We start from the raw sequence: 25,037 nt of genomic DNA, 5'->3' as shown, positions 1-25,037 counted from the left end.
CAGCCTTGTTAGCTGAACTACACAATCACGGGTGACCATGGACCCTCTCCTTCCGTCCGCGGGCGATTTCAACCAGCTTCGCGCATTCGTCGCCGTGGCTGGCTCGCTCAATTTCAGTCGCGCCGCGGAGAAGCTCGGTGTGTCGTCCTCGGCGCTGAGCCAGATGGTCCGCGGGCTCGAGGAGCGCGTCGGTGTCAGCCTGTTCAATCGGACGACCCGAAGCGTCTCTCTGACCGAGGCGGGCGCCAACCTTTTCGCGCGCGTGAAGCCCGCCGTCGATCAGCTCGGCGAGGCGTTGGGAGAAACAAGCGAACGGCGGGCCCACCCCGCCGGGACAGTGCGGATGCATTGCTTTCACAGTGCCGCCAGCCTCTATTTGACGCCGATCTTGCGGGCGTTCAGCGACGCCTATCCTGAGGTGGTCCTGGACGTCGCGCTCGACGATACCGTGGTGAACATCGTCGCCGAGGGCTATGACGTTGCCATCCGGCTGGGAGAGGTCATCGACAAGGATCTGATCGCGGTGAAACTCGGTCGCGAGCTGCGGCAGACCGCGGTCGCCTCCCCCAACTATCTCGCGCGACGCGGCACGCCTGCTCACCCACGCGACCTGCTCGCCCACAGCTGCATCGGCTGGCGATGGCCTGGCCAGGCGACCCCGTACAAATGGGAGTTCATGGCGGACGGCAAGTGGTTCGAGGTCGCCGTGGAAGGGCCCGTCATTGCGAGCCAGAAGGATTTTGGCGTGCAGGCGGCGGTCGACGGGCTCGGCATCGCCTTCGCCAGCGAACATCTGATCGAAGCGCATATCGCGGAAGGACGTCTCGTCCCGCTGCTCGAGGCCTGGTCGGCGCCCTTTCCTGGCTACTACCTTTGTTATCCGGCGCAGCGGCAGATGGCGCCGGCGCTCCGCGCCCTCATCGATACCATCCGTCGGGGGACGCGGGGTCAGCCAGAGGTGACCAGTTCCTAGCCGTCGGCGCGATGCTGGAAGAACTGCAAGAACAGTTCCCGCTCAGTGGTGATGTCGAGCTTTTCGTAGATGCGGCGGCGGTGGTTCTTTACCGTTCCGACGGTGATGCCGAGCCGCCCGGCGATGTTGGCGGTCGGATGACCCGCCAGGATCAGTTGCACCAGTTCGCGCTCGCGCAGCGAAAGCTCCGGCCACAGGCTTGCAGGGATGGTCGGCTCTTGCCGGGGCGAGGCGCCGGGGCCGGTCGGTGCCGAGGTGCGGGAGAATTCGGCTCCGCGCGCCTTGGTGTCCAGCGCATGCAAGGCTTCGAACACCGGCAACCGCTCATCCAGCAGCGCAATCTCGCTGTCCTTGAAGGAGGCCGTCGAACGGTCGAGGAAAATGCCGAGGCACCAGTCGCCGCCATCGGCCAGCATGATGCCGACCTCGTCGCAGATTTCCGACTGCGCCAGGAAGCCGGCTATGTACTGGCCACGCTTGGCTTCCTCGTCGGCCAGGCCCTTGAGCGGCAGGATGCCCAGCCTGCGCTTGCGTCGCCACGAGGCGTAGAAAGGGTCGAAGACGTAGTAGCTGGCGAGATAGCGCTGCACCATCTCGTCGGAGAAGCGCCGGTGTTTGATGAACTCCGGCGTCTGCGTGGCCGAATAGCGTGTCACCGTCACCAGATCATGGTCGATGTCCGCGCCGATCAGGTCGATCAGGCAGTCGACATGCCTGTCCGTACCGGTGGCGGCGATCGCCTTTGCCAGCGGCCCCCAGATAGTGCTCATGCGCATGCCCTTTTCTCGGCGATGTCAGCCGCACGGTCATTGTGTCTTTAGGCATATGGCGCGATCCGGCACCGAGCCTCTAGCCTGCGGTCATTCTCGAAGAGGGAAGGCGACCCGTGGACCAGATCACTACCAACCCCATCGTTATCGGCATCGACGCCGGTGGCACCATGACCGACACCATCCTTGTCGATCAGGACGGCCACTTCAAGATCGGCAAATCGGCGACCACGCCGAAGGACGAGGCCGAAGGCTTCCTTGCCTCCGCCGAAGACGCGGCCGATGCCTGGGGCATCTCGCTGGAGACGCTCTTTTCCGGCGTCAACGTCGTGCTCTATTCCGGCACCGGCATGCTCAACACGCTCTTGTCGCGCACCGGCCGCAAGCTTGGCCTGATCACCACCAAGGGCCTCGAGGACATGATCCTGATGGGCCGCGGCCTGCAGGCCTGGGCCGACTATTCCTATGCCGACCGCCTGCATGCGGTGACCCACCAGCATCCCGATCCATTGGTGCCGCGCCGCCGCACTCATGGCGTCACCGAGCGCATCGACCAGTTCGGCGACATCATCCTGCCGCTCTACGAGCACGAGGTGCACCTCGCCGCCAAAAAGCTCATCGCCGACAAGGTCGAGGGCATCTGCATCATGACGATCTTCTCGCACGTCAATCCGACGCATGAGAAGCGCATCGCCGAGATCTGCCGCGAGGAGGTCACTGCTGCCGGCGCCGATATCCGCGTCTACACCAGCCATGAGGTCCGCCCGGTCATCCGCGAGCAGTCGCGCCTGAACTCGGTGCTGATCGAGGCTTATGCCACCTCGCGCGGCCGCAAGCAGCTCAAGGGCATCGAGGACGTCGCCAAGAAATACGGCTTCAAATATGGCGTGCAGACGCTGCTCTCCTTCGGCGGCCTGACCTCGATCAACCATCCGCGCCTGCATGAAACCATGATCTCCGGCCCGATCGGCGGCATCCTCGGTGCGGCCTATGTCGGCAAGCTGATCGGCAACGACTCGCTGATCTGCTCGGATATGGGCGGCACTTCCTTCGACATGGGTGTCATCACCCGCGGCCAGACGCGGATCGAGAATGAGCCGCTGATGGACCGCTTCAAGCTCAACGTGCCGACGCTGCATCTCGACACGATCGGCGCCGGCGCCGGCATGATCCTGAAGGTCGACCCGCTGACCAAGAAAGTCTCGCTCGGGCCGGAAAGCGCGGGCTCCGATCCCGGCCCGATCTGCTTCGCCAAAGGCGGCACCGAACCCACCATTGCCGATTGCGACGCAATCCTCGGCCGCCTCAACCCGCACTATTTCCTCGGCGGCAAGGTCGTGCTGCAGGTCGAGAAGGCCCGCAAGGCCTTCCAGGAGAAATGCTCCGACATTTTGGGCGTCGGGTTGGAGGAAGCCGCCGAAGGCATGATCGACATGCTGGAGGCCGACGCCAACAATGCGTTGCGCCGCGTCATCTCCGGCCAGGGCATCCACCCCTCGGAGTTCACGCTGCTCTCCTATGGCGGCTCGGGTCCGTTGCATCTCGCCGGATGCTCCAGGGGCATCGGCTTCAAGGATATCATCACCTTTCAGTTCGCCGCCGCCTTCTCGGCATTCGGCTGCACCACCGCCGATTTCATGCGCCGCCACTCCGTGTCGACGCAGCACGACATCGGCGCGCGGGCCAGCGATGACGAGCTCACCGCCTTCGGCAAGAAGGTCACCACTGTCTGGGACGATCTGACCAAGGCGGCGGTCGACGAAATGATCGAGGACGGCCACGCACGCGAGAAGATCAAGACCGTGCCGTTCCTGATGATGCGCTACACCGGCCAGCTCGAGGACGTCGAAGTGATGGCGCCGCTGTCGGCCATCAATTCCGCCGACGATATGCGCAAGGTGATCGACGAGTTCGAAGCGGTCTATGCCAAGGTCAACCATCGCGTCTCGCGCTATGGCGAAGCCGGCTTCTCGATCACCGAGCTCGGCCTCATCGCCACCGCCGACAAGGTCAAGCCGGTGCTCTTGAAGCGCCCGCTCGGCAAGTCGGATCCGGCATCGGCGCACAAGGGCGTGCGCGAGGCCTATATTGGCGGGCGCTGGCACAAGGCCAATCTCTACGAGATGGACCTTTTGCAGCCCGGCCATGAGGTCATCGGCCCGGCCATCATCGAACACCCGGCGACAACGCTCGTCGTTCACCCGCAAGACCGTGTCCATGTCGATGAATGGACGCTGCTGCACTACACCCACGCTTGAGAAGGGCGAACGCCATGCTGGACAAACCCGCCTCCGCCCTGCGCATCCGCGAACGGCTGATCGAATCCGAACGGCTCATGGAAGAGACCGGCTGCTATGACGGCATCACCGAACTCCATCTGCGCAACCAGGATCCACTGAAGTTCGAGACGCTGCACACCAAGCTGCGCGCCTATTGCGTGTCGGCACGCGAAATGGCCCGCCGCATCTCGGCTTCGCCCGGCGTGCGCGAAGTCGGCGAAATGGTCGTCGCCATCTACACGCCGGAAGGCGATGCGATTGCGCTCTCCAACGGCATCATGGTGCACGTGCACACGATGAGCAGGTTCATCAAGTGGATGATCCGCAACGGCTACGAGGAAAACCCCTGCATTCGCGAGGGCGACATCTTCGCCAACAACGACGCCTTCATTGGCACCGTCCAGGTGCCTGACGTGATGGACGTGGTGCCGATCTTCCATTCCGGCAAACTGGTCGGCTGGGCGGGCGCCGTCTGCCACGAGCTCGAGGCCGGCGGCATCACGCCCGGCGGCGACGTGGCGCTGGCACAGGAACGCTTCACCGAAGGCCTGTTCGTCTGCGCCGAAAAGGTCGGCGAGAATGACGAGATCCGCCGCGACTATGTCATTCGCTGCGAGCGCAATCTGCGCATGCCGATCTACTGGGTGCTCGACGAAAAGGCCAAGGTCGCCTCCTGCATCGACATGCGCGAAAGCGTCAAGGCGCTGATCGACGAGATCGGCCTCGACTACTGGATGCAGGTGTCGAAGGAATTCATCGAGGAGGGCCGTCGCGCCCAGCTCGCCCGCACGCGCCAGCTCACCGTCCCCGGCATCTATCGCGGCCACACTTTCTACGGCCACGTCACCGCCGGCAAGCCGGGCTACCAGCCGCTCGGCGATCCCGACTGGCTCTACAACATCCCGATCGAGATGGAGATCACCACCGACGGCAAGATCATCATGGATTTCGAGGGCACGCAGCCCTGGGGCTACCATTCGATGAACTGCACGCCGGCCGGCATGGATGGCGGCATGTTCGTGACGCTGACCCAGCACATGAATTTCGAAGGCCTGGTCAATGACGGCGCCTGGATGGCGACCGAGCTGAAACTGCCACACGGCACCTGGACCAACCCCGACAATGAAATGGTGGCGACCGCCACCTCATGGGCCTTGCTGCTGCCAGCCTATGGCGTCTTCCAGCGGCTTCTGTCGCGCTCCTTCATCGGACGCGGCTTCGTCGAGGAAGCTTTCGTCGGCCAGGTCAACAGCCCGATGATCGAAATGGGCGGCACCAGCCAGTACGGCAAGCTGTTCGGCATGGCGCATTTCGAATGCGCGGCCGCAGGCTCCGGTGCACTGGCCATCAAGGACGGGCTCGACACCGCCTATGTCGGCTGGAACCCCGAATCCGACATGGGCAACATCGAGATCTGGGAACAGAACATGCCGATGCTCTATATCGGCCGCTCGATCGTTCCCAATTCCGGCGGCGCCGGCAAATATCGCGGTGGCTGCTCCTTCATCTCGACCTGGCTGGTCAGCAAGACTGATCATTTGCGGCTGGTGACCTCGGAGCATTCGTCTCGCGTCTTGGACAATGGCGGCATGTGCGGCGGCTATCCGGCGCCGACCTGCCAGAAGCATCGCGCGGTGCGCAACTCCAACATCTTCGAGCTCGCCGCAAAGGGCGCGCCGCTGGCGCATCACACCGGCACCAACCCGCACCGTTCGGAACTCGAACTGCGGTTTCAGGGCGAGCATGTGACGATGGAGGGGCCCTACATCACCGCCCCGCACAAGACCGGCGACGTCTTCACCCATTCCTACAATGGCGGTGGCGGCTACGGCGACGTGCTGGAGCGCGATCCGCTCAAGACGGCCATGGATGTCGAGAATGGCTATCTCACCAAGGAAGCGGCCGAGGGCATTTTCGGCATCATGCTGGACGAGGATGAGGAGGGTTATCCCGTCGCCAATCTCGAAGCCACCAAGCGCCACCGCGCCGAAATGCGCGCCAAACGGCTCGCCCAGGCAAAGCCGGTGTCGGAGTGGATCGCCACCGAGCGCAGCCGTGTCGAAAAGGCCGACTTCGCGCCCGAGGTGAAGAAAATGTACGCCAGTGCGATAAAACTGTCGTCGCGCTTCACCAAGGATTTCAGCGATTTCTGGAACGTCGACGCCAAATCGATGTTCATGCCGGGAGCAAAGCCATGACCTCATACAGCAAGGAAGTCATTGCCGATCTGGTCGCGGGCACGCTGCCCTGGCCGCAGACGCGCCGCGTCATGAGCGCCTACAAGGACGACGACCGCTTCTTCAAATATGTCGCGGTGCTGCAGGACCGCGTCGGCTGGAAAGACCCCATCCTGCTGCCGGTCTCGGACCATCTGTTCATCTGCCAGAGCGGCGATGAGCGCGTGACGCGCTGCGAATGCGGCCACTCCTTCGGCGACTATCGCAAGAACTGGAAGCTCAAGGCTGCGATCATCGTGCGCAACACCGAGGAGGCCCTGCGCGAAATCTATCCCAACAGCGATATTCCCGATCCGCAGTGGATGGAGATCCGCGAATTCATCTGCCCGCAATGCGGCACCATGCACGAGGTCGAGGCTGCGGCGCCCGGCTATCCGATCGTCCACGATTTCCAACCGGACCTCGAAGGGTTTTATCGCGAGTGGCTGGGAAAGCCGCTTTAAGGAAACTGATTTTGTGACCATGTCGCCGGCAAGGTAGCGCTCCTTGCCGGCGCCAGCCTATGAATAGCGCATCGGATTTCGGCATCGGAGACCGGCCACCCATGACAGACCTTTCCGGCCGCAGCGCGATCGTCACCGGCGGGTTCTCCGGCATGGGCTTCGCCATTGCCACGGCGCTGGCGCAAGCTGGCGCCAATGTCGCTGTCGGCTCCTACATTGCGCCCGCCGACGCCGATAGATCGGACGCCGCCTACTACCCGGGCGCCGACGAAATCGAGCGCGTGCGCGCGGCCCTGTCGGCCCACGGCACCAGGGTCCATGCCGCGCATCTGGATGTCCGCGACAGCGAGGTGACCAACCGGTTTGCAGCCGATGTGCAAGCCGCAATCGGACAGGCTGACATCCTGGTCAACGCCGCCGGAACCACCGCCGAGCAGCCGGTCTGCGGCCATTCCGACGCGCTCTGGGACAAGATCGTCGACACCAACCTCACCGGTGCCTTCCGCGTCACCCGAGCCGTGTTGCCAGGCATGATCGAGCGCGGCTGGGGTCGCATCGTCAACATAGGCTCGACCGCCGCCACCGTCGGCTGGAAGGACAATCCAGCCTACTGCGCCTCCAAGGCCGGCCTGCTCGGCCTCACCCGTTGCGTGGCGCTGGAGGGCGCGGCGCACGGCGTCACCTGCGTCATGATCAGCCCGACCTGGGTCGAGACCGAACTGATGCGCCGCAATGTGGCGCAGGTCGTCGAGCGCGAGGGCAAGGGCCGTACGGCGGAAGAAGCCATGGCCGAGATCGCCAAAGGCAATCCGCAGCAGCGCCTGCTGCAGCCGCAGGAGATTGCGGCGCTCGCCGTGTTCCTGTGCTCGGATCTGGCCAAGGGCATCACCATGGAAAACATTCAGGTCACCGGCGGAGCGCTGTGGTAGCCGCCACCCCCTGGATTTTGAGGGAGCAGGCCGTATTCACGCCACTTGGCTGTTGCATGGTCGTTTTGGCTGGCGCGCCTTTTGCCCGTGACAACATTTCCGGTTGAGCCGCCGGCGATAGGGCGCTAGATTATGCTGCAGTGCACAATCGGTGCCGGAAAGCCGCTGTGGGCGTTTGCGCCTGCTTCCGAGACCAACGGATGAAAGATCCGGCATGAAGATCCCGAAATCCATTCTGATCGATCCGGACAACAACAAGGCCTATGCCGCCTTTGCCGTTGCCGTGTCGGTCTTTGCCTTCGCCTATTCCACCAATTTCGGCCAGATCCTGATCCTCGCCTACTATCTGGTGTGGCTGCCGCTGCTGTTCGTCGATTACCGGCGCTTCGCGCGCGATCTTTCCAGCGCTTGGTTGCCGCTGCTCTTTGTCACCTATGTCTGCCTGTCGCTGTTCTGGTCGCAAGCGGCCGGCACCAGCGCGCGGGCGGGGCTGCAGTATTTCTCCCACATTCTGTGCGCCTACATCGCCGCGCGCACCATCAGCACACGCGCACTGGTGCTGGGCTCGCTGATCGGCATCTTCATCGTGCTGCTTTACTCGCTGAAAGTCGGCGCCTATGCGCTCGACACGATCGACGGCACCACCAATTTCGTCGGCGCCTTCGGCTCCAAGAACCAGATCGGCTTCTTCGCCTCGCTGGGCATCTTCTTCTGCCTTGCTTTTCTGGCCTTCTACCGGCGCAACTGGATGAGCTTCGTGTGGACCGCGCCGATCATGCTGTTGTCGGTCTATCTGCTGGCGATCGCCCATTCGGCGACGTCGGTTGCTTCGTTGCCGGCGGTGATCGGCGTCGTTGCCTTGCTCACCATGAGCAAGGTTCTGTCGCGCCGTTATCGCCGCGTGCTGTTCGTCGTCGGCGCCGGCGCGCTGGTGGCGGGTGTGGTGGCCGCGCTGAACCTCGGCCTGCTCGACGTCGTGCTCGGCATCTTCGGCAAGGATTCGACGCTGACCGGCCGCACCTATCTCTGGGAACAGGGTTGGGAAGCCGCACAGCAGCGTCCGCTGCTCGGCTATGGCTATGCCGCCTACTGGATACAGGGCTTTGCCGATCCGGAACGGCTGTGGGCGGAGTTCTACATCTCGACCCGCACCGGCTTCCATTTCCACAACACCTATATCGAGACGCTGGTCGAGCTCGGCTTCGTCGGCGTGGTCATGCTGGCGCTGATCATCCTGCGCTCCTTCTATGGCCATGTCTCGAAAGTGGTGTTCGGCGATTGGAGTGCCGATTCGGTGGTGCTTGCCGGCGCGGTCGGCATGATGCTGATCCGCTCCTTCTTCGAGGTCGAGATCCTCGGCCCCTATTTCATGGCCTCGTTCATCGTCTATTACGGCCTGTTCAAGCTGCGCCCGGTGCCGGTTGCCAGGGCAAGTCGGATCTATGCTCCGGTGCAGGACGAAAAGGCCACCAACGGCCGTATGCCGGCACGCGTCTGACAGCCGCAAAATAGATTCTTGCGAAGCGGGACCCCACCCTAACCCTCCCGCGCCTTTGCGGATCAGGCTCAGCTGAACATCAGTAATATGCCGAGGTAAGCACAAACGAAGTCTCCCTCCCCCTTGTGGGGAGGGATTAAGGGTGGGGGTACTGTAGGGCGAAAGTCCCCGCTATATGCGGCCATCCTCGGGGATCAGGCGACGGCCCGCTTGCGCAGCATCAGCCGTTGCAGGAAACGCCGCAACGGCTCGTCATAGATCCGCGTGGAAATGTCGGCGATGACGATGACCGCAGCCGCCATGACGATTCCGAACCAGGGATGGTGCGCGAACGGGTCGATCGCGGCGGCCTTGCCGGCGCCGGCGATGATCATCAGCATCGGCGTGTGGATGATGTAGATCGGGTAGGAAATCCGCCCGAGCCAGCCGTAGAGGCCTGACAGGCGTGGAGCCGTCGGCGCTACGGCGCCGACCACCACCAGGGCCGGGAAAACGAAGACGATGCAGGCGAGATCATAGGCGACGCGCGCGCCGCCGTCCGGTGCGATGGCGAAAACGACAAGCGTCAGCGCGATCGCGGCCTCGACCCACCAGCCATGCCGCAGGAACCCGAGCCCGCTTTGATAGCGCGCCATGGACCGGCAAAGCAGCACACCGAGAAAGAACGAGAAACAGACGCGCGGCAGCCCGCTGATGATGGTCGAGCCGGTCATGCCGAAGTCGAGCGTGCCGGCCACGATCGAGGCGACTACCAGCAGCACGAGGCTGACGGCGATGAGGACTGTCAGAACACGTTTCGTCAGCAGGACGAAGACGGCGACATAGGCGATGTTGACGATCAGCTCGAAGAACAGCGACCACGACGCCGGATTGAGCGGAAAGATGGTGTGATAGGCATCGCTGACCAGCGGGATGAAGAACATGCCTGTCGTCAGCATCGTGCCAATCTCGGAGATCGGCATGTATTCGGCCGGGATCAGCCGGTTCTTGACCATGAGATAGAAGAAGCCAAGCAGCGTGCCGGCAAGGTAAAGCGGGTAGAGACGGATCAGGCGGATCGCCACGAACGTGCCGAAACCCATGCCGTTCTCGATCTTGCGGTCATAGGCATGCGCGATGACGAAGCCGCTGAGCAGGAAGAACAGGTCGACCGCCAGATAGCTCGACGGCAGCACCTTGCCCTCGGCCAGGAACGGCGAGAAGTGGTAGAGCATCACGCTGATCGCCGCCACGCCGCGGATGGCGTCGAGATTGAGGTAGACGTGGCGCGGGGCGGCGGGTTGCATGGGATGCCTTCAAGCGGTCGAAACGGAATTGCTCGCCCGCGCCCTTGGCGCGAACGAGCCGAATGCATTCCTCCTGCCCCGTCGTGTCAGTCTCGTCGCGCGAGCCCGAGCGGCGAGAGCTACTGGCTGGCCGTCGGCGCCAGCTTCACCTTGATGACGTCGCCCGGCAGCACCGGCGTGTCTTCCTTGGCGTCGATCTCGCTGGTCTTGCCGTCGGCAACGCGCACCAGCGAATAGGTGAGCGTCGGCTCTTCACTGTTGTTTGTGATGGCGGCAGTCGTGGCGGGATCCGATGCCTGGGTGATCAGCCCCTTTTGCATGTTGACCCTGAGTGCCGCCTCGTTCAGGTCGGCCTCGACCTGCTGCCGGTCGGCGGCAAGGCTCGAGCTCAACGTGTTCTGGGCATCGATGGCGTCCTGCGTCGCTTTGCTGATCGACTGCTTGGCGGTGAGGATCGCCGTCTCATAGTCCAGGATCTTGCCTTGCAGGTCGGTGACCGATTGCTGCGAGGACAGCAGGCGCGCGTTGGCGACCAGGCCCTTTTGCGCCAGCGGACCGATGCTGTCCGCCTGCTGCTGCGCCAGGTCGACCTGCTTCTGCTGGTTGACGATCTTTTTCTGCAGCGCTTCGATTTCGGACTGCAGGACCCCTTTCAAATCGTCGAGCGCCTGCAGCTTCAGCTTCAACGCCTTCTGGTCGGAGGTCAGGATCTGCATTTCGTCGGCGACGATGGTCGGCAACCGCGGATCGCCCTCGACCTCTTTCGGCGCCTCGAAGCTCGCCTGTCCCGCGAGGTCGGCATCGATGCGTGCACGCCTGACGATCAGCCGCACGCGCTGGTCGTCGTAAATGTCGAAATTGCCCTTGGCGGTGACCAGGTCCTTGCCGAGCTGCGAGCCGTAGTCGGCGCTGCGCCTGATGCCGCCGGCTATGCTGATCGCCTTCAACACGGTCAGCTCGGGCACATAGGGGAACTGGCCAGGCGTCTGGATTTCGCCCGAGATATAGAACGGCCGGAACTGCACCATTTCCACCGAGGCTTCCGGCTTGTCCGACAAGGCAAGTTTGCGCTGCAAGGCGACGCTGACAGCCGCCGCAATCTCCGACGTGGTCTTGCCGGCAGCCGGCAATTCGCCGACGAACGGCACCGACAAATTGCCGGCCGGACCGACCGAATACTCGCCGTTCACCGCCGACCAGTCACGGAACGTGCCTTCGACGGTCTGCCATTCGGCGACGCGGATGTTGAGCTTGTCCTGCGAGCCGAGCCTGTACTCGTCGGCCATGGCCGGAACCGTGAGCGAAAGTGCGAGGCACGTGGCGACGAGCCGTGCCGGCCGCATCGGGCCGGCAAGGCGAAAATACGCTGATATGTCTGTTTTCAACTGAACGTTTCCGATCCGTTTTTGGCCCCATCCGCCCGATAGGCCTGCCGCAGCGGTTGACCACCGCGGCTGCAATGCAAGACCGGCCCGTCGCCGCATGGCTTGGGGCCGGATTGACTTCGGGCCGGACCGGCCCGATTGCTGACCCGTTGCGGTCGGTCAGTAGGAACCGCGCGACATCCATACCGCTGGCACGGTCTTGAGGATGATGCGAACGTCTTCGAACAGCGACCAGTTCTCGACATAGTGGCGATCGAACGCAACGCGGCTGTCATAGGAGACATCGTTGCGTCCGCTGACCTGCCAGAGCCCGGTCAGGCCCGGCCGCGACTTCAAATAATAGACCGCGGCGCTGCCATAGATCTCGAGCTCGTCGCGCACCACGGGACGAGGCCCGACAAGGCTCATGTCGCCCTGCAGGATGTTGATGATCTGCGGCAGTTCGTCGAGGCTGAGCTTGCGCAGAACTGCGCCGACGCGGGTGACGCGCGGGTCGTTCTTCAGCTTGCGGGTCGCGATCCACTCGGCGTTGGCTTCCGGATTGGCCGCCAGATAAGCGGTCAGCACGCGTTCGCCGTCTTCGACCATGGTGCGGAACTTGAGGCAGGGGAAAATCCGACCGCCGCGTCCGATTCGCTTGTGTCCGTAGAAGATCGAGCCACCGTCGGAAAGCTTGACCAGAAGGGCCACCATCAGGAACAGTGGGCTGAGCGCCACCAGGCCGATAAGTGAACCGAAAATATCGAAACTGCGCTTTAGCAGCCCGCCGATTGGTGGCGGAAAATCTACGCCGACCTGCGAAAATGCCGCATTGGCCGACTTGGCAACATCCCTCATGCAAAAGCTCCATACGTTGAACGGATGGTTTATGTCACGATACCAAAAAAATGCTGCAGCGCAACACACAATTTCCCATACGAGTGAAATAGTCACGTCATGAATTGACTAAATAATAAACGTCTCCTGCCCAAATTTTGCCCTTTATGGCACGTTTGTGACGAACAACGAGCAACACAAGAAAATGCAGTGCCGTTTTGGGGCCGATTTTGGGCGAATCGTCCTTTGCCGCAGAGAGAATGGCTTTAACTGATTTTTGAATCCATCGTTTTGCTAATGTAATCAAATAAAATACTAATCAACATCATACATTCTACTGCAGCATAAATTGCGTGGCGAGTTAGGCCACCACCCCTGCGTGTGCATCGCAGCATGGCAGAGTCCAGCGCCCTTGCGGACTGAAAATTATCCCCGGTTGCCCTTGCTGTCAGTTTCGCGCCTTAATAGAGTCGCAAATTATTTCTGTTAGAGTCTGGATGGGTTGGGAGGGCCGGAAGCAACCGGCCGAAAAAGAGCAGCTGAATAAGCTCGCATGGCGAATGGGGAGATACTCGGGTGGGTAAGTCATCGCTTTTGCATGCTCGGGCCGGTTGACGGGCCGCCGATCATGTCATTACCAAAATTCGTCATTGGAATGGTTTTCGCCCTCGCGATTGTAGTCGCGTGGTCCTATGCCGACGGCGCGACGGTCACCACAACGGTGCTTCGCGTCATTGGTTGCGCTGTCCTCATCCAGATCGGTTATTTCCTGCTGGTCTATGTGATGATCGCCAGGACCGCGCCGACATCGGCCGACAGGGCTCGCGACGCCGAACGAAGCGTGGGCGCGGAAAAGGCGGCCGAAGGCAAGAAGCTCTCGGCCAGGCGCAGCGTGCATTGAACACAGGCTGAGGGCGGCGCAGTGCCGGCCTCGGATCTTCTTGCAGCCGGACTCAGCTTGCCTCGGCCGGCTCCGGTTCTGATTGCTCGCCTGAAAGCATTTTGGACAGGCGGCTGCCGGCCTTCGCCTTCAACCTCTGATATTGCCCGACTTCGACGATCCGGCCGGTTTCGATCGCAACCACCCAGTCGGCGAAGGCTATCATCGATGGCCTGTGCGCGATGGTCAGGATCGTCATCGAACCGCGCAACCCATCGATCGATTTGGCGATCAGGGATTGGTTCTGCCAGTCGAGCGCGCTGGTCGCCTCATCGAGAATGAGCAGCAAGGGCTTGCGCAGCAGCGCGCGCGCCAGCGCAATGCGCTGGCGTTCGCCGCCCGAAAGCCGCACGCCGCGATCGCCGACCACCGTGTCGAGCTTCAGTTCCAGCCGTTCGACGAAGTCGGCGCCATGCGCGGAGCGCAGCGCGGCCCACAGTTCCTCGTCACTGGCTTGCGGCGCGGCGAGGCGCAGGTTGGAGGCGATGGTGTCGTGCAGCAGGAACACGTCCTGCGGTACATAGGCCACCTGATCGCGCCAGCGCCGCCGGTTGGCAGCACTGATCTCGACCCCGTCGGCGAGGATCTTGCCCGCGCTCGGCTCAAGCAGGCCGAGCAGCATGTCGGCAAGCGTGCTCTTGCCCGAACCTGACGGCCCGATCAGCGCCGTCACCTTGCCGGCAGGCAGGCCGAAGGTGACGTCGCTCACCACCGGCTTGCCGCCGGCCTCATAGGCAAAGGAAACATTGCGGATGTTGAGCCCGATATCGAGCGACAGCTTGGCGTCGGATTCCGCGCTCGCCGGTTCGCGCTCGGCATCGAAACGCGCCTGCATGTCGCGCATCGAAGCGTAGGCGGGCAGATTGATCAGCACCTGCTGCGCCTGCATCTGCATATCCATGAAGCGCGGCGCAATGCGCATGAATACCAAAAGCAGCACGACGATCTCCGCCAGCGAGAGATTGAAGCGGACCAAAGCGACATAGATGAACAGGCTGAGGCCGATGACGCTGGCGACCTGGAACAAAGCCGTGCCGATAGTGCTGTTGCGGACATAATTGATGTTGTCCGTCTTCATCTTCTCTAGCGTCGCGCGAAGCTGCGCGTAATAGGTCGCCTCGACATTCAGGCTCTTGGCCACCTTGATGCCGCCGAGAAACTCCGAGACCGTGCGGTATTGCTCCTGGCGATTGGTGGTCAAAACCCGACCGAAGGCGCTGGCCCGCGCCCGAAATGGTTGCAGCGCCAGGAACATGATTATGCCGATGACGATGGCGAACGCGGTCATGACAGGCGAAATGAACAGCGACACCACGAGATAGCCTGCCGACAGCACTGCGATCTGCACCAGCATCAGCAGCGAGAACGCCGCCGACTGCACGCGGTCGATGTCGCCGGTCAGCGCATGGTCGAGATCGGAGCTGCGCATGCGGGCAAAAATGCCCCAGCGCGCCCTGCCGATGCTCTCGAACAAATTCATCCGCAGGCGGTTGATGAAGTCGAGCAGCAGCCGCGCCATGTAGACGGATTTGTAGCGGTTGAACGCCGCTTGCAGCGCGACAAGCCCGACCAGCAGGCAAAGCACCGTCGTCAATTGCAGCGTCCCGTCCGGCGCCAGCCAGCGCACGAACTCGTTGTTCGGCAGCTTGACCGCAAAATTCTGCTCGGGCCGTCCGACCAGATGCAGCAGCGGCACCAGAAGCAGGATCGAGATGCCTTCGGTCAGGCTTCCGAGGATCAGGAACAGCAGCGCCGTTAGCGTTCTGCGCCCGCCGATCCTGGCCATGACGGCGCCTAAGCCGGCAACGTCACGGTAGAACGACAGCTCAAAAATCTTCGATGCCGACATGTCTCGTCACCGCGGCCGGTTGCCGGCCGTCAGATCGTTTTCGATCAGGGCGATGGCTTCGTCGATGCGCTCAAGCCCGGTCGGCACTTCGAGGCGGCAGACTCCGATCTGGCTGGCCAGCGCCGCGCATTGGCGAAGATGCGTCGTGGCAAAATCGCCGACGAGCGCCGGACGGCCGAACCGCGTCACATAGGAGAATTTGATGATTGCCGGCAGGGCACCGATGCTCGGCAGCGGCGTGATCGCGGCCTTGTCGCCGCGCTCGAGGATGTAGATCCGCGTCGCAGGCACCGCATCTGCCGAAAATCCCCCATGCAGGCGATGCTGCATCTTGTCGATGGCCGCATGCACCTGCGGACGTATCTCTGCTTGGCCGAGCGGTATGGCGGCGGCGGCATCGGCGGCGAGTTTTAGTTGCGGAAAGCCCGGAACGATCATCGGCTGTTCGGTGAGATCGAGCGCCACGACATCGTCGGTCAGCAAGCGATGTCCGGCGCGGATCATCGCGCTCGCCGTCGTCGATTTGCCGGCGCCCTTGTCGCCCATGAAAACAGCGCTCTTGCTGCCGACGGCAATGGCGCTGGCATGCAGGATGAGCAGGCCGCGCTGGTGCAAGAGCAGCGCCATGACCGGGCCGAGCAGCGGAAACGCCAGCAGCGCATCGTCGACATCAGGCGCCGGCTCGACCTCGATGCGGCAGGCGTCGGTGATCAGGAAGGCGCCGACCGTCTGCCACGCGAGATATTGCTGCCGCGGCTCGAAGCGGAAAGCGGTTCCGGTCTCGGGCGAGGGTTTTGGCCGGTCGATCGGGCCGACCGTGATCAGGACATCGACAGAGGCCGGCGCGCTCGGCTCGAGTTCGGGCAATTCTATCTGCGAAGCGATAGTCAGGCCATAAGCCCTGTAGAAGTGCTGCGCGCGGGCAGCGCTTGGATGCCGGTCATCGGCGGCGAGCGACATGTTGGCCGGCATCATGCATGGCTCCCGCGCAGTTGCACCTGCCGCAGCCACAGCGACAGCGCGATTGAGCGCCAGACATACTGGACATCGGGCAAGGTGGCTTCGTCCGGTTGCCGCGAGATCCGGCCATAAGCGGCGGTCACTTCGGGCAGGTTGACGTAAGGGGCAATCAGCGCCGCATCCGCCACCAGCACCTTGTCGAGAAGATCGCGGTGGTTGCCGAGCATGCCTTTGACCAGATTGGAGGTGAAATCGATCTTGTCACGCCGCCACTGCACCGCCGGCGGCAGAATCCCTTCCATGGCGCGCCGCAGCACCGAACGGCCAAAGCCCTGGTTCAGCTTTTCCGCGCCGGGCAGCGCCAGGCAGAACTCGACCAGCAGCTTGTCCCAGAAGGGATAGCGTGGCTCGACGCCGAAATTGGCGGCGGCCTTGTCGAGAACCTCGAATGCGTGCGGCACCATGCCGTTCGACAGCAGCCAGCGATGGGTCAAGGTCTCGCTGGCGCTGACCGCGGGCGGCATGTAGCCGGCCCGACGAAACCGCTCGACGAGGTCCGTCCGCCTCGCCAGATCCGGATTAATCAGGCCGCGCCAGCTTGTCGCCGGCCGTCCAGCGGGATGGCGCCGCAATTTGCTGAGCGCACGGTTCGCGAACCGCCTGATTTTCGCGATGCGCCAGGCCGGCCCATAAAGGGTGAGAAACTGGTAGTAGAGGCCGAGCATGCCGTCGCCATAGGTGTTGGAGGCGCTGCGCAGCTCGCGCCACAGCTCCATCCATCTGCCGGCGTCGGCGAGTTCGTGCAGATGGCCGTGGCCCTGCGAAACCACCTCGTCGCCGCCATGGCCGTCCAGCAGCACTTTCATGCCCTTGGCGCCCGCGGTCCGGTAGATGTCGCGGGTCAGCGACAGGCCAGGCGCCAGGAATGTTTCTTCCTGCTCTTCCAGGATGCGTTCGAACTCGGCGAAAGGGGCGTAATTGCCGACTGAAATCAAGGTGCCGTCGACCTTCTGCTGCCCAAGCACCGCTTCGATGAAAGGCCGCTCGTCCATCGGCGAACCCTTTTCGAACACCAGCGAGAAGGTCGGCAGCCTCGGCTTTCGCTGCGCGGCATTCTGCAGGCCTGCCACGCAGGCGATCGAGGAGGAATCGAGCCCGCCGCTCAGCATCGCCCCGACCGCCGGCGTGCCACGCATGCGGTTGCGGACCGATTGCGAAAACAGATGGCGGAATTCTTCGGCCGCGTCCGCGCGCATCGGCCTCCGCGACGGCTCGATCTGCCAGTAGCGGCGCAACACCACCTGGTTGCCGGTCACCGTCAGGCTGTGGCGCGCCGGCAGGCGGAAGATGTCGGCGTAGGCGGTCGATCGCGGATCGTCGGGCAGCCCGGCCAGAAATCCCGAAATCTGGTGCTCGCTGATGCGCATGTCGACGCCGCCGACATCGAGGATCGGCCCGATCTCCGAGGCAAAGACGAAGCGCCGGTCGCTCGAATGGTAGTAGAAGGGTTTGACGCCAAAATGGTCGCGCACGCAAAACAGCTGCTGGCGCTCGCCGTCCCAGATGGCAAATGCAAAATCGCCTTGCAGATGTTCGGGGCAGGCTTCGCCCCAGCGCAGATAGGCGCGCATCAACAGCAGGGCGTCGGCAACAGAGCTGTCCCTGACGCCGAGCCTGGCCAGCAATTCTTCGCGATTGTCCAGGCGGCAGTCCGCCGTGATCGCGAGCTTGCCGCCGGCCATCGTCTGCGGGCCGGGGCCGGCTTCATCTGTGGTGTTGAGCCAGGCGTGGCCAAGAACGACGCCCTGGTCCATCCACCACGAACTGCCGTCAGGCGCGCGATGCTGCATGCGGGCAAGCATGCGCTGGATATCGGCCGCGGCCGCCGGCTTGCCTTCCTGCCTGAGCAGAATTCCGGCGACGCCGCTCATCGGTCACTGGCCGTGGTCGACGAGATGGGTAAACCTGCCAAGCGAGCCGCCAAGCACGATATGGTCGCCGCTGACCAGCCAGGCATGCGCCTTCAATTCAGTGCCGGTATCGCGCTCGATGCCGATGCGGATCTTCGAAGCGTTGCCCTGGCGGGCAAGCAAATACTGGCCGGAAAGCGCCTGGGTGAGGCAGCTTGCGCCCGGCACCAGCCGCGCCGCGGCCGCAACGCCCCAGGCGACGCGCCTGAGGTCCCCGATGCCGGCCGGCTCGCTCGCGTCGAGCCGCGTCACCACACGGCGCACCCGGTTGTAGGAAAGCATCGTCAGCCCCAGCCGCACCACGACGACCACCGCGAGGCAGTGGGCGAGAAAGAGCATCTCCGGCCCGCTCAGCGAGAGAACTCTAGACAAGTTCCTCATCATGGAGCCTCGCAAGTCCGGCATCCGCTAGGCCTTTCAACAATCCGTCGACATCGGCTTTGCAGCGTTCGGGCTCGACATTGTAGCGCTCGAGCACGGCGCCGCGGATCTCGGAGATGGGCTTCGGCTCCTGGATCAGTTCCCAGATATAGGCGCCGACGCTGTTCAGGCTGTAATAGATGTTGGATCGCATATCGAGCAGCGCCAGGCCGTTGCCGAATTCGCAGGCCACGGCATCCTTGCTCGCGCTCACCCGATCATGATCCGAGGGTTTCCAGTCCATCCTAAACCTCGCTCACACGACACTGCTTACAACACCAACGCTTCGGCAATTCCGGACAAGACGCGAGAGCCGGGACCTGAGCCCCGACTCTCCTTAATGCGCTCTGTTTCAGAGTCCGGACTTTGTCACCCCAACGAGAAGAGTCTCAGGAGAAGGTGAGTTCGCCGACCGGCGTATGTGCCGGAAACGAGGCGTCGAGAGCCGTCGAGCCGCTACCGCCTTGCGTGATGGTCTCGATCGAGCCGTGGACCGTCAGGCTTGGGGTTTCGTACTCATGCTTTTCAACATTCTGTTCCATTTTACTCTCCAATTATGGACTGGAAGCGGCCTGTCGATTGCCGACAGCGAGACATTGCTGCACCGCAATAGCTGCATGGCAGCATTTATGAGTCAAGCCTGATTTACCTGCCGTTAATCAATTCTCGGTTGCGGCTGCCTTCAAGGGTGATCAAAACGCTTGCATCTGCACTCTAGCCGCGCAGCCCAGGGGGATTCAACGACCTATCCGTGACGCTTAATTAAGCATCTGATTTAATTGCATTAAAATTTTCGCCTAGGATGCCTGTCTTTTGGGCTCGGCCGAATTCGGACAGAATTGTTGCGGGGCGTGCCGCAGCATGGCCGGATTCGGCCGACGATCGCGTCCGCTTGTGCAGTTGTGTCGCTAAACGCTCAGGTTGCAAGGAAAATTGGCCCTGAAGGAAAAACTGGACGCGGCACATGATTTTGGCGATGCTTTGCTTCGCACTTGCAATATAACTCGCCTCACAAAATCTTTTGCGGAGATGCTGCAGCATATGGCCTTGCAGGAAGGGACCTTCGAAAGGTTGCGCGCCGCCGGCTGCGCCGACGAAGTGGCCTATGTGCAGGCGTGCCTGCGGCTGTTCTTCAACGCGGAGGCGAGCGCCAGCACCGCGCCTGCACCGGCCATCTCCGTTGCCGATGTTTGCGACATCGCACGGCTGAACAAGGTCGCGACCTTTGTGCTGAAGGCTCTGTCGCGCCCACCTGTGGGCCAGACCCCGCCTGGGCTACTCGCGTGGCTCGACACCTACCGCCGGCGAACGATCGCGATGAACTCGTCCGGCATCATGGATTCGATGGCCATCGACAAGGCGCTGCGCGACCGCAAGATCGATTTCGTCTTCCTGAAGGGACCATTCCAGCAGCAGCTGCTTTATGGCGACCATTTCATGAAGCCGTCCGGCGATGTCGACATACTGGTGTCGCCGGCCGGCTTCTTCAAAGCCCGCGATGCGCTGCGCTCGATCGGCTACGAGGTCGCCGGCAAGTCCCGCTCCGTCTGGTGGGTGCGGTTTTTGGGCGAACAGCACATGGTTCGCATTGAGGGCCAGAAACCGTCCACCGTCGATCTCCATTACCGGCTGCAGCAGCCCGGATCGCCGAGCCCACGCGACACGGACGGCTTCCTGCGCCGCAAGCGGGCGCTTGCGATCGCCGGCTCCAGCGTGCCTTTCATCTCGGCCTCCGACACTTTGCTCTTGTCCTGTATCAGTGTCGCCAAGGCACTGTTCAACCGCGAGCCATGCGCAGGCTATGTCTGCGATATCAGGGCTGCCGCCAGCCGCCTGAGCGAGGCCGAACAGCAGACTGTGCTCGACCACGCGGCCGAGCAGGGGCTGGCCGACACATTGCTGCTGGGCTTGCGCGCCGCCGACGTGCTGCTTGGCGGCGCCGGCACACTGCTGTCGGATCGGGCGACGCGGATCCTGTCACGCATCGGCAATGAAGATCTGTTCCACATGGTCATCGCGCCGTGGCTGTCGTCGCTGAGATGGCCGCAGCGGCGCACGGTTTTGTGGGAACTGTGCGGCCGCGAACCGGTCCGCTACCTGACCGAGGCCGGCTGGGCTGCGTCCGCCGACCTCAGCCGGCGGATTTTCGAACGACCGGAAGGCCGGTGATGATGGCTATCGCAGAACGGCAGCAGGCAGAGACGATTCCGTCCCGGTTGGGTGGCGACGGATCATGGGAGGATGGGTTGGGGCACCCTGCGGTGGACAAGGCGCAGGGCAAAGTCAGCAACCATCCATGGAATTGAAAGGCGTCCCCATGTCCGTATCAGAATCCCAGGTCTGCGTGATCATCGCGGCCCGCAACGCGGCCCGGACCATTCCCGCAGCCATTGGGTCTGCACTGCGTGAGCCGGAGGTGGCGGAAGTCGTCGTCGTCGACGATGCCTCCACCGACGACACCGCAAAAGTCGCCGCTGCCGCCGACGATGGCACCGGCCGGCTGTCGGTCATCCGCCTCGACGTCAACCGCGGGCCGTCCTTTGCCCGCAATGCCGCCATTGCCGGCTCGAAATCGCCTTTCATCAGCATTCTCGACGCCGACGATTTCTTCCTTGAGGGCCGGTTCCGCCAGTTGTTTGCCAGTACCGACTGGGATTTCGCCGCCGACAACATCATGCTGATCCGCGACGATACGGCGACCGATGTCTCGAAGATTGTCGCCCCCGCCTTTTCGGCCGAGCCGGAGTTCCTCGATTTCGAGCGCTTCATCGAAGGCAACATCTCCAGGCGGCGCGTGCAGCGCGGCGAACTCGGCTTTCTCAAGCCGGTCATATCGAGGGCTTTCCTCGACCGGCATGGGCTGCGCTACGACGAGAACCTGCGTCTGGGTGAAGACTATGAACTCTATGCCCGCGCCTTTGCGCTTGGCGCGCGATTCAAGGTCATCCGCTCCTGCGGCTATGGCGCGATCGTGCGCGCCGATTCGCTCAGCGGCCGCCACAAGACGCAGGATCTGAAGCGCCTTGCCGATGCCGATCTGGCGCTGCTCGAGATCGACAGTCTGCCGGAAGGCTCCAAGGCGGTGCTGCGCAAGCACGAGCGGCATGTGCGCGACAAATACCGGCTGCGCAATTTCCTCGATGTGAAGGCCGAGCGCGGCATGGCGTCTGCCGCCGCCTATGCGCTGGCCAGCCAGTCGAACCTCATTCCCATCGTTCGCGGCGTGGCCTCGGACAAGCTCGATGCGTTGTTTCGTCACGTCGGTTTGTCACCGAGACAACAACCAGTGCCGCCCTTGCGGTACCTGATGGCGGGAACCAGCACGTCCGTGGACAAGTAGGCCTCTCCAGTCCGCGGCGACGAGCACGGAAGCTGAAAAAATTGCCTTGCTGAAACTCGGAGGTTGCCTACGTGCTCCGACGATGGCACTGTATGTTGCGGTGCAGCAATTTTGGAAGGCCAAGCGGATGGCTTCAATTTTCGGCTTCAGGTCCAGGGACCCGGCCCGGGACAAGCAGACCGATCTGGCGCGTTTCGACCGTCTGGCAAAGCTGCTGGATCAGATCACGGCCGAGATCGCGGCCGAGAAAACCGGACTGGAGAATCGCTACCGGTCGAAGTCCACCAACGCGGCCTTCCTGGTCGAATCGATGGAGAACGGTTCAGCGTCGGCAAGCAAGCGGTCGGAAGTCGGCAATTTGACGAAGTCGATCCTGAACTGCGAACAGCGCATTGCCGAATTGGTGCGCCAGACCAGCCGGATGAAGGAACTGCGTCATTCACTCGACGCGATCGTCGAGGAAAATGGGCAGGGTTCCGAGCAGCAAGGCGAATACGTCAAATCCGCGGGCCGCTGAAGCCGGTCATACGAGGCACAGAAGAGAAAGTTCGGGGGACGGAGGATCGGGATCGGCCCGTTAGCAATGTGGGCCAGTCGGTGACTTTGGGTTGGGGCGGAACAGCACAAAGGTGAATTGATATGAACGCAGACCCGAAGACGACCTCCATCGTGGCAATCGATGCCATGGCGTCGGCGCAGCCAAATCGGCAATTGCGTCTTCTATCCGTCGGTGCGCTTCTGCTGGCGGCAGCCGCAGCATTCTTCGGCGCCGCGCAGCCGTCCCGCGCCCAGGATGCCTCCCCGGAGATGCAAAGCGCGCCATCCTTTGTCGACGATTTCAAGAGTTTCGATCGCTCGCGCTGGTATGTCTCCGACGGTTGGTCGAACGGCAACCACCAGAATTGCACCTGGTCGAAAGGCTTGGTCAAACTTTCCGACAACATGCTGACGCTCGGTTTCGAAAAGCGCAAACTGAAGGACCGCGAGTTCGCCTGCGCCGAAATCCAGACCAAGCAGCGCTTTGGCTACGGAACCTATGAGGCGCGGATGAAGACCGACACCGGTTCCGGTCTCAACGCCGCTTTCTTCACCTATATCGGCCCTGCCGACAAACAGCCCTGGTATGAGATCGACTTCGAGGTCCTGACCAAGGATACCTCCAAGGTGCAGGTCAACAGCTACATCGCCGGCAAGCCCAAGAACGAGAAGCTGGCCGAGGTCGAAGGCGGCGCCGACAAGGGCTTCAACGACTATGCCTTCATCTGGGAAAAGGACCGGCTGCGCTGGTACGTCAACGGCAAGCTGGTCCAGGAAGTGACTGACCCGCAAGAATTGCCGACCCATTCGCAGAAGATATTCTTCAGCCTGTGGGGCAGCGACACGCTGAAAAACTGGATGGGCGCCTTTTCGGATCCCGGCCGCCAGGTGTCGATGCAGGTGCAACGCGTCGCCTTCACCGCGCTCGGCCAGCCGTGCCAGTTTCCAGAATCGCTGGCATGTAGTGTAAGCAGCATAAAGTAGATCTGAACCGGCTCGGCCATATCAGGCCAAAGGGCGTGAACAGGAATTAACCCGAATGAATTTGACGGTCTTTGGAATTGGCTATGTCGGTCTCGTGCAGGCCGCGGTGCTGGCGGAAGTCGGGCACCAGGTGGTGTGCGTCGATGTCGATGCCAAAAAGGTCGAGCGGCTCAACCAGGGCTTCGTGCCGATTTTCGAGCCCGGACTGGAGGCCCTGGTCAAGGAGAACCACGCCGCCGGACGCATCCAGTTCACCACAGACGCCGCAGCCGCGGTCAAGCATGGCGAAATCCAGATGATCGCGGTCGGCACGCCGCCCGGCGAGGACGGCTCGGCCGACCTCAAATACGTGCTGGCGGTGGCCGAGACCATCGGCCGCGAGATGGACAGCCCCAAGATCGTGGTTGGCAAGTCGACCGTCCCGGTCGGCACCTGCGAAAAGGTCAAGGCCAAGATTGCCGAGACGCTGAAGGCGCGCGGCCGCCAGGATCTGGCTTTCGACGTCGCCTCCAACCCGGAATTCCTCAAGGAAGGCTCCGCCGTTTCCGACTGCATGAAGCCCGACCGCATCATTGTCGGGACCAACAGCGAGGACACCGAGGCGGTGATGCGCGAGCTCTACGCGCCATTCAACCGCAACCACGAGAAGATGATCGTGATGGACGTGCGCAGCGCCGAATTCACGAAGTACGCCGCCAACTGCATGCTGGCGACGAAGATCTCCTTCATGAACGAGATGGCCAATCTGGCAGAGCAGCTGGGCGCCGACATCGAGGAGGTGCGCAAGGGCATCGGCTCGGATCCGCGCATCGGCTACCACTTCATCTATCCCGGCCTCGGCTATGGCGGCTCGTGCTTCCCCAAGGATGTGCGCGCCCTGATCAAGACCGCCGAAGGCGTCAAGTTCGACGCCAGGTTGCTGCGCGCCGTCGAGGAGCGCAACAACGAGCAGAAGACGGTGCTGTTCGACAAGGTGCACCGCTATTTCAAGGGCAACCTCAAGGGCAAGACCTTCGCGCTCTGGGGCCTCGCCTTCAAGCCCAACACCGACGACATGCGCGAGGCGCCGGCGCGCGTCCTGATGGAGGCGCTGTGGCAGGCCGGCGCCAATGTGCAGGCCTATGATCCCGAGGCGATGCAGGAATGCCAGGCCATTTACGGCCTGCGCGACGATCTGCTCTTGTGCGGTACCAAGGAGGCGGCACTGCGCGGCGCCGATGCGCTTTTGATCGCCACCGAGTGGAAGAGTTTCCGCGCCCCGTCCTTCGACGCGGTGAAGGATGCGCTGACCACGCCGGTCATTTTCGACGGCCGCAACCTCTACGATCCCAAGGTCATCGCCCGCCACGGCATCGAGTATTTCTCGATCGGCAGGATGGCGGCGTAGTCTAAACGCCGCAGAGAAAATCGGCTGACCGGGG

Annotated in this window: 22 protein-coding genes; 12 read left to right on the top strand and 10 right to left on the bottom strand. The window is 62.6% G+C overall.

Annotation, left to right across the window (positions count from 1 at the left end; genetic code table 11):
* Window positions 1–37: 37 nt before the first annotated feature.
* Window positions 38–973 (top strand): LysR family transcriptional regulator, encoded by a 936-nt coding sequence (locus AC1DYC_RS23800; RefSeq protein WP_477410241.1) that lies wholly within the window; start codon window positions 38–40, stop codon window positions 971–973.
* Here the strand turns inward: AC1DYC_RS23800 and AC1DYC_RS23795 are convergent.
* On the bottom strand, window positions 970–1,749 hold the full coding sequence (locus AC1DYC_RS23795; RefSeq protein WP_477306464.1) for a helix-turn-helix transcriptional regulator: 780 nt from the start codon (window positions 1,747–1,749) through the stop codon (window positions 970–972). The genes AC1DYC_RS23800 and AC1DYC_RS23795 overlap by 4 nt on opposite strands.
* A gap of 110 nt (window positions 1,750–1,859) precedes the next feature.
* Here AC1DYC_RS23795 and AC1DYC_RS23790 point away from each other — a divergent pair, with 110 nt between their 5' ends.
* From AC1DYC_RS23790 to AC1DYC_RS23770, 5 genes are all read left to right on the top strand, one after another.
* On the top strand, window positions 1,860–4,001 hold the full coding sequence (locus AC1DYC_RS23790) for a hydantoinase/oxoprolinase family protein (protein ID WP_477410240.1): 2,142 nt from the start codon (window positions 1,860–1,862) through the stop codon (window positions 3,999–4,001).
* A 14-nt stretch (window positions 4,002–4,015) separates the two neighbouring features.
* Window positions 4,016–6,220 (top strand): hydantoinase B/oxoprolinase family protein, encoded by a 2,205-nt coding sequence (locus AC1DYC_RS23785; RefSeq protein ID WP_477410239.1) that lies wholly within the window; start codon window positions 4,016–4,018, stop codon window positions 6,218–6,220.
* Entirely contained in the window at window positions 6,217–6,702 is a 486-nt protein-coding gene (locus tag AC1DYC_RS23780) for an acetone carboxylase subunit gamma (protein ID WP_477410238.1), read from the top strand. Before AC1DYC_RS23785 ends, AC1DYC_RS23780 begins: the two co-directional genes overlap by 4 nt.
* Before the next feature lie 101 nt (window positions 6,703–6,803).
* Entirely contained in the window at window positions 6,804–7,631 is an 828-nt protein-coding gene (locus tag AC1DYC_RS23775) for an SDR family NAD(P)-dependent oxidoreductase (RefSeq protein ID WP_477410237.1), read from the top strand.
* Window positions 7,632–7,845: 214 nt separating this feature from the next.
* On the top strand, window positions 7,846–9,129 hold the full coding sequence (locus AC1DYC_RS23770) for an O-antigen ligase family protein (RefSeq protein ID WP_477410236.1): 1,284 nt from the start codon (window positions 7,846–7,848) through the stop codon (window positions 9,127–9,129).
* Between the two features lie 194 nt (window positions 9,130–9,323).
* Here AC1DYC_RS23770 and AC1DYC_RS23765 read toward each other — a convergent pair whose 3' ends face one another.
* The 3 genes from AC1DYC_RS23765 to AC1DYC_RS23755 all read right to left on the bottom strand — a co-directional run bounded on the left by AC1DYC_RS23765 (window position 9,324) and on the right by AC1DYC_RS23755 (window position 12,637).
* On the bottom strand, window positions 9,324–10,415 hold the full coding sequence (locus tag AC1DYC_RS23765) for an acyltransferase family protein (RefSeq protein ID WP_477410235.1): 1,092 nt from the start codon (window positions 10,413–10,415) through the stop codon (window positions 9,324–9,326).
* Window positions 10,416–10,534: 119 nt separating this feature from the next.
* Complete coding sequence (locus AC1DYC_RS23760) at window positions 10,535–11,758, bottom strand: polysaccharide biosynthesis/export family protein (protein ID WP_477410543.1); 1,224 nt, start codon at window positions 11,756–11,758, stop codon at window positions 10,535–10,537.
* 201 nt (window positions 11,759–11,959) lie between these two features.
* Window positions 11,960–12,637: a sugar transferase gene (locus AC1DYC_RS23755; protein WP_477410234.1), complete on the bottom strand. Its 678-nt coding sequence runs from the start codon at window positions 12,635–12,637 to the stop codon at window positions 11,960–11,962.
* Window positions 12,638–13,169: 532 nt separating this feature from the next.
* Here AC1DYC_RS23755 and AC1DYC_RS23750 point away from each other — a divergent pair.
* Complete coding sequence (locus AC1DYC_RS23750; protein WP_477410233.1) at window positions 13,170–13,517, top strand: exopolysaccharide production repressor exox; 348 nt, start codon at window positions 13,170–13,172, stop codon at window positions 13,515–13,517.
* Between the two features lie 52 nt (window positions 13,518–13,569).
* Here AC1DYC_RS23750 and AC1DYC_RS23745 read toward each other — a convergent pair whose 3' ends face one another.
* The 6 genes from AC1DYC_RS23745 to AC1DYC_RS23720 form a co-directional block, all read right to left on the bottom strand.
* A complete protein-coding gene (locus tag AC1DYC_RS23745; protein ID WP_477410232.1) occupies window positions 13,570–15,405 on the bottom strand; it encodes an ABC transporter ATP-binding protein in 1,836 nt (611 codons plus the stop codon).
* 6 nt (window positions 15,406–15,411) lie between these two features.
* Window positions 15,412–16,380, bottom strand: a complete 969-nt coding sequence (locus AC1DYC_RS23740; RefSeq protein WP_477410231.1) for a phosphoenolpyruvate carboxykinase (ATP) — start codon at window positions 16,378–16,380, stop codon at window positions 15,412–15,414.
* Window positions 16,377–18,296, bottom strand: a complete 1,920-nt coding sequence (locus AC1DYC_RS23735) for a lasso peptide isopeptide bond-forming cyclase (RefSeq protein ID WP_477410230.1) — start codon at window positions 18,294–18,296, stop codon at window positions 16,377–16,379. Before AC1DYC_RS23735 ends, AC1DYC_RS23740 begins: the two co-directional genes overlap by 4 nt.
* 3 nt (window positions 18,297–18,299) lie before the next feature.
* Window positions 18,300–18,707, bottom strand: a complete 408-nt coding sequence (locus AC1DYC_RS23730; protein ID WP_477410229.1) for a lasso peptide biosynthesis B2 protein — start codon at window positions 18,705–18,707, stop codon at window positions 18,300–18,302.
* Entirely contained in the window at window positions 18,700–18,969 is a 270-nt protein-coding gene (locus tag AC1DYC_RS23725) for a PqqD family protein (protein WP_477410228.1), read from the bottom strand. Before AC1DYC_RS23725 ends, AC1DYC_RS23730 begins: the two co-directional genes overlap by 8 nt.
* Window positions 18,970–19,144: 175 nt before the next feature.
* Window positions 19,145–19,297: a lasso peptide gene (locus AC1DYC_RS23720; RefSeq protein ID WP_477279040.1), complete on the bottom strand. Its 153-nt coding sequence runs from the start codon at window positions 19,295–19,297 to the stop codon at window positions 19,145–19,147.
* A 499-nt stretch (window positions 19,298–19,796) separates the two neighbouring features.
* On the opposite strand from AC1DYC_RS23720, the gene AC1DYC_RS23715 reads away from it, so the two are divergent.
* From AC1DYC_RS23715 to AC1DYC_RS23695, 5 genes are all read left to right on the top strand, one after another.
* Entirely contained in the window at window positions 19,797–20,924 is a 1,128-nt protein-coding gene (locus AC1DYC_RS23715; RefSeq protein ID WP_477410227.1) for a nucleotidyltransferase family protein, read from the top strand.
* A gap of 148 nt (window positions 20,925–21,072) precedes the next feature.
* Window positions 21,073–22,095: a glycosyltransferase family 2 protein gene (locus tag AC1DYC_RS23710; protein ID WP_477410226.1), complete on the top strand. Its 1,023-nt coding sequence runs from the start codon at window positions 21,073–21,075 to the stop codon at window positions 22,093–22,095.
* Window positions 22,096–22,222: 127 nt separating this feature from the next.
* The gene (locus AC1DYC_RS23705; protein WP_477410542.1) at window positions 22,223–22,612 is read left to right on the top strand and encodes a hypothetical protein; all 390 of its coding nucleotides are present in this window, start codon (window positions 22,223–22,225) and stop codon (window positions 22,610–22,612) included.
* Between the two features lie 122 nt (window positions 22,613–22,734).
* Window positions 22,735–23,616, top strand: a complete 882-nt coding sequence (gene exoK / locus AC1DYC_RS23700; protein WP_477410225.1) for an endo-1,3-1,4-beta-glycanase ExoK — start codon at window positions 22,735–22,737, stop codon at window positions 23,614–23,616.
* A gap of 55 nt (window positions 23,617–23,671) precedes the next feature.
* Window positions 23,672–25,003 (top strand): UDP-glucose dehydrogenase family protein, encoded by a 1,332-nt coding sequence (locus AC1DYC_RS23695; RefSeq protein ID WP_477410224.1) that lies wholly within the window; start codon window positions 23,672–23,674, stop codon window positions 25,001–25,003.
* The last annotated feature ends 34 nt before the right edge of the window (window positions 25,004–25,037 follow it).

The sequence above is a fragment of the Mesorhizobium sp. P2_E7 genome, assembly GCF_056403855.1.
This window is presented reverse-complemented; position numbering and strand designations above follow the sequence as displayed.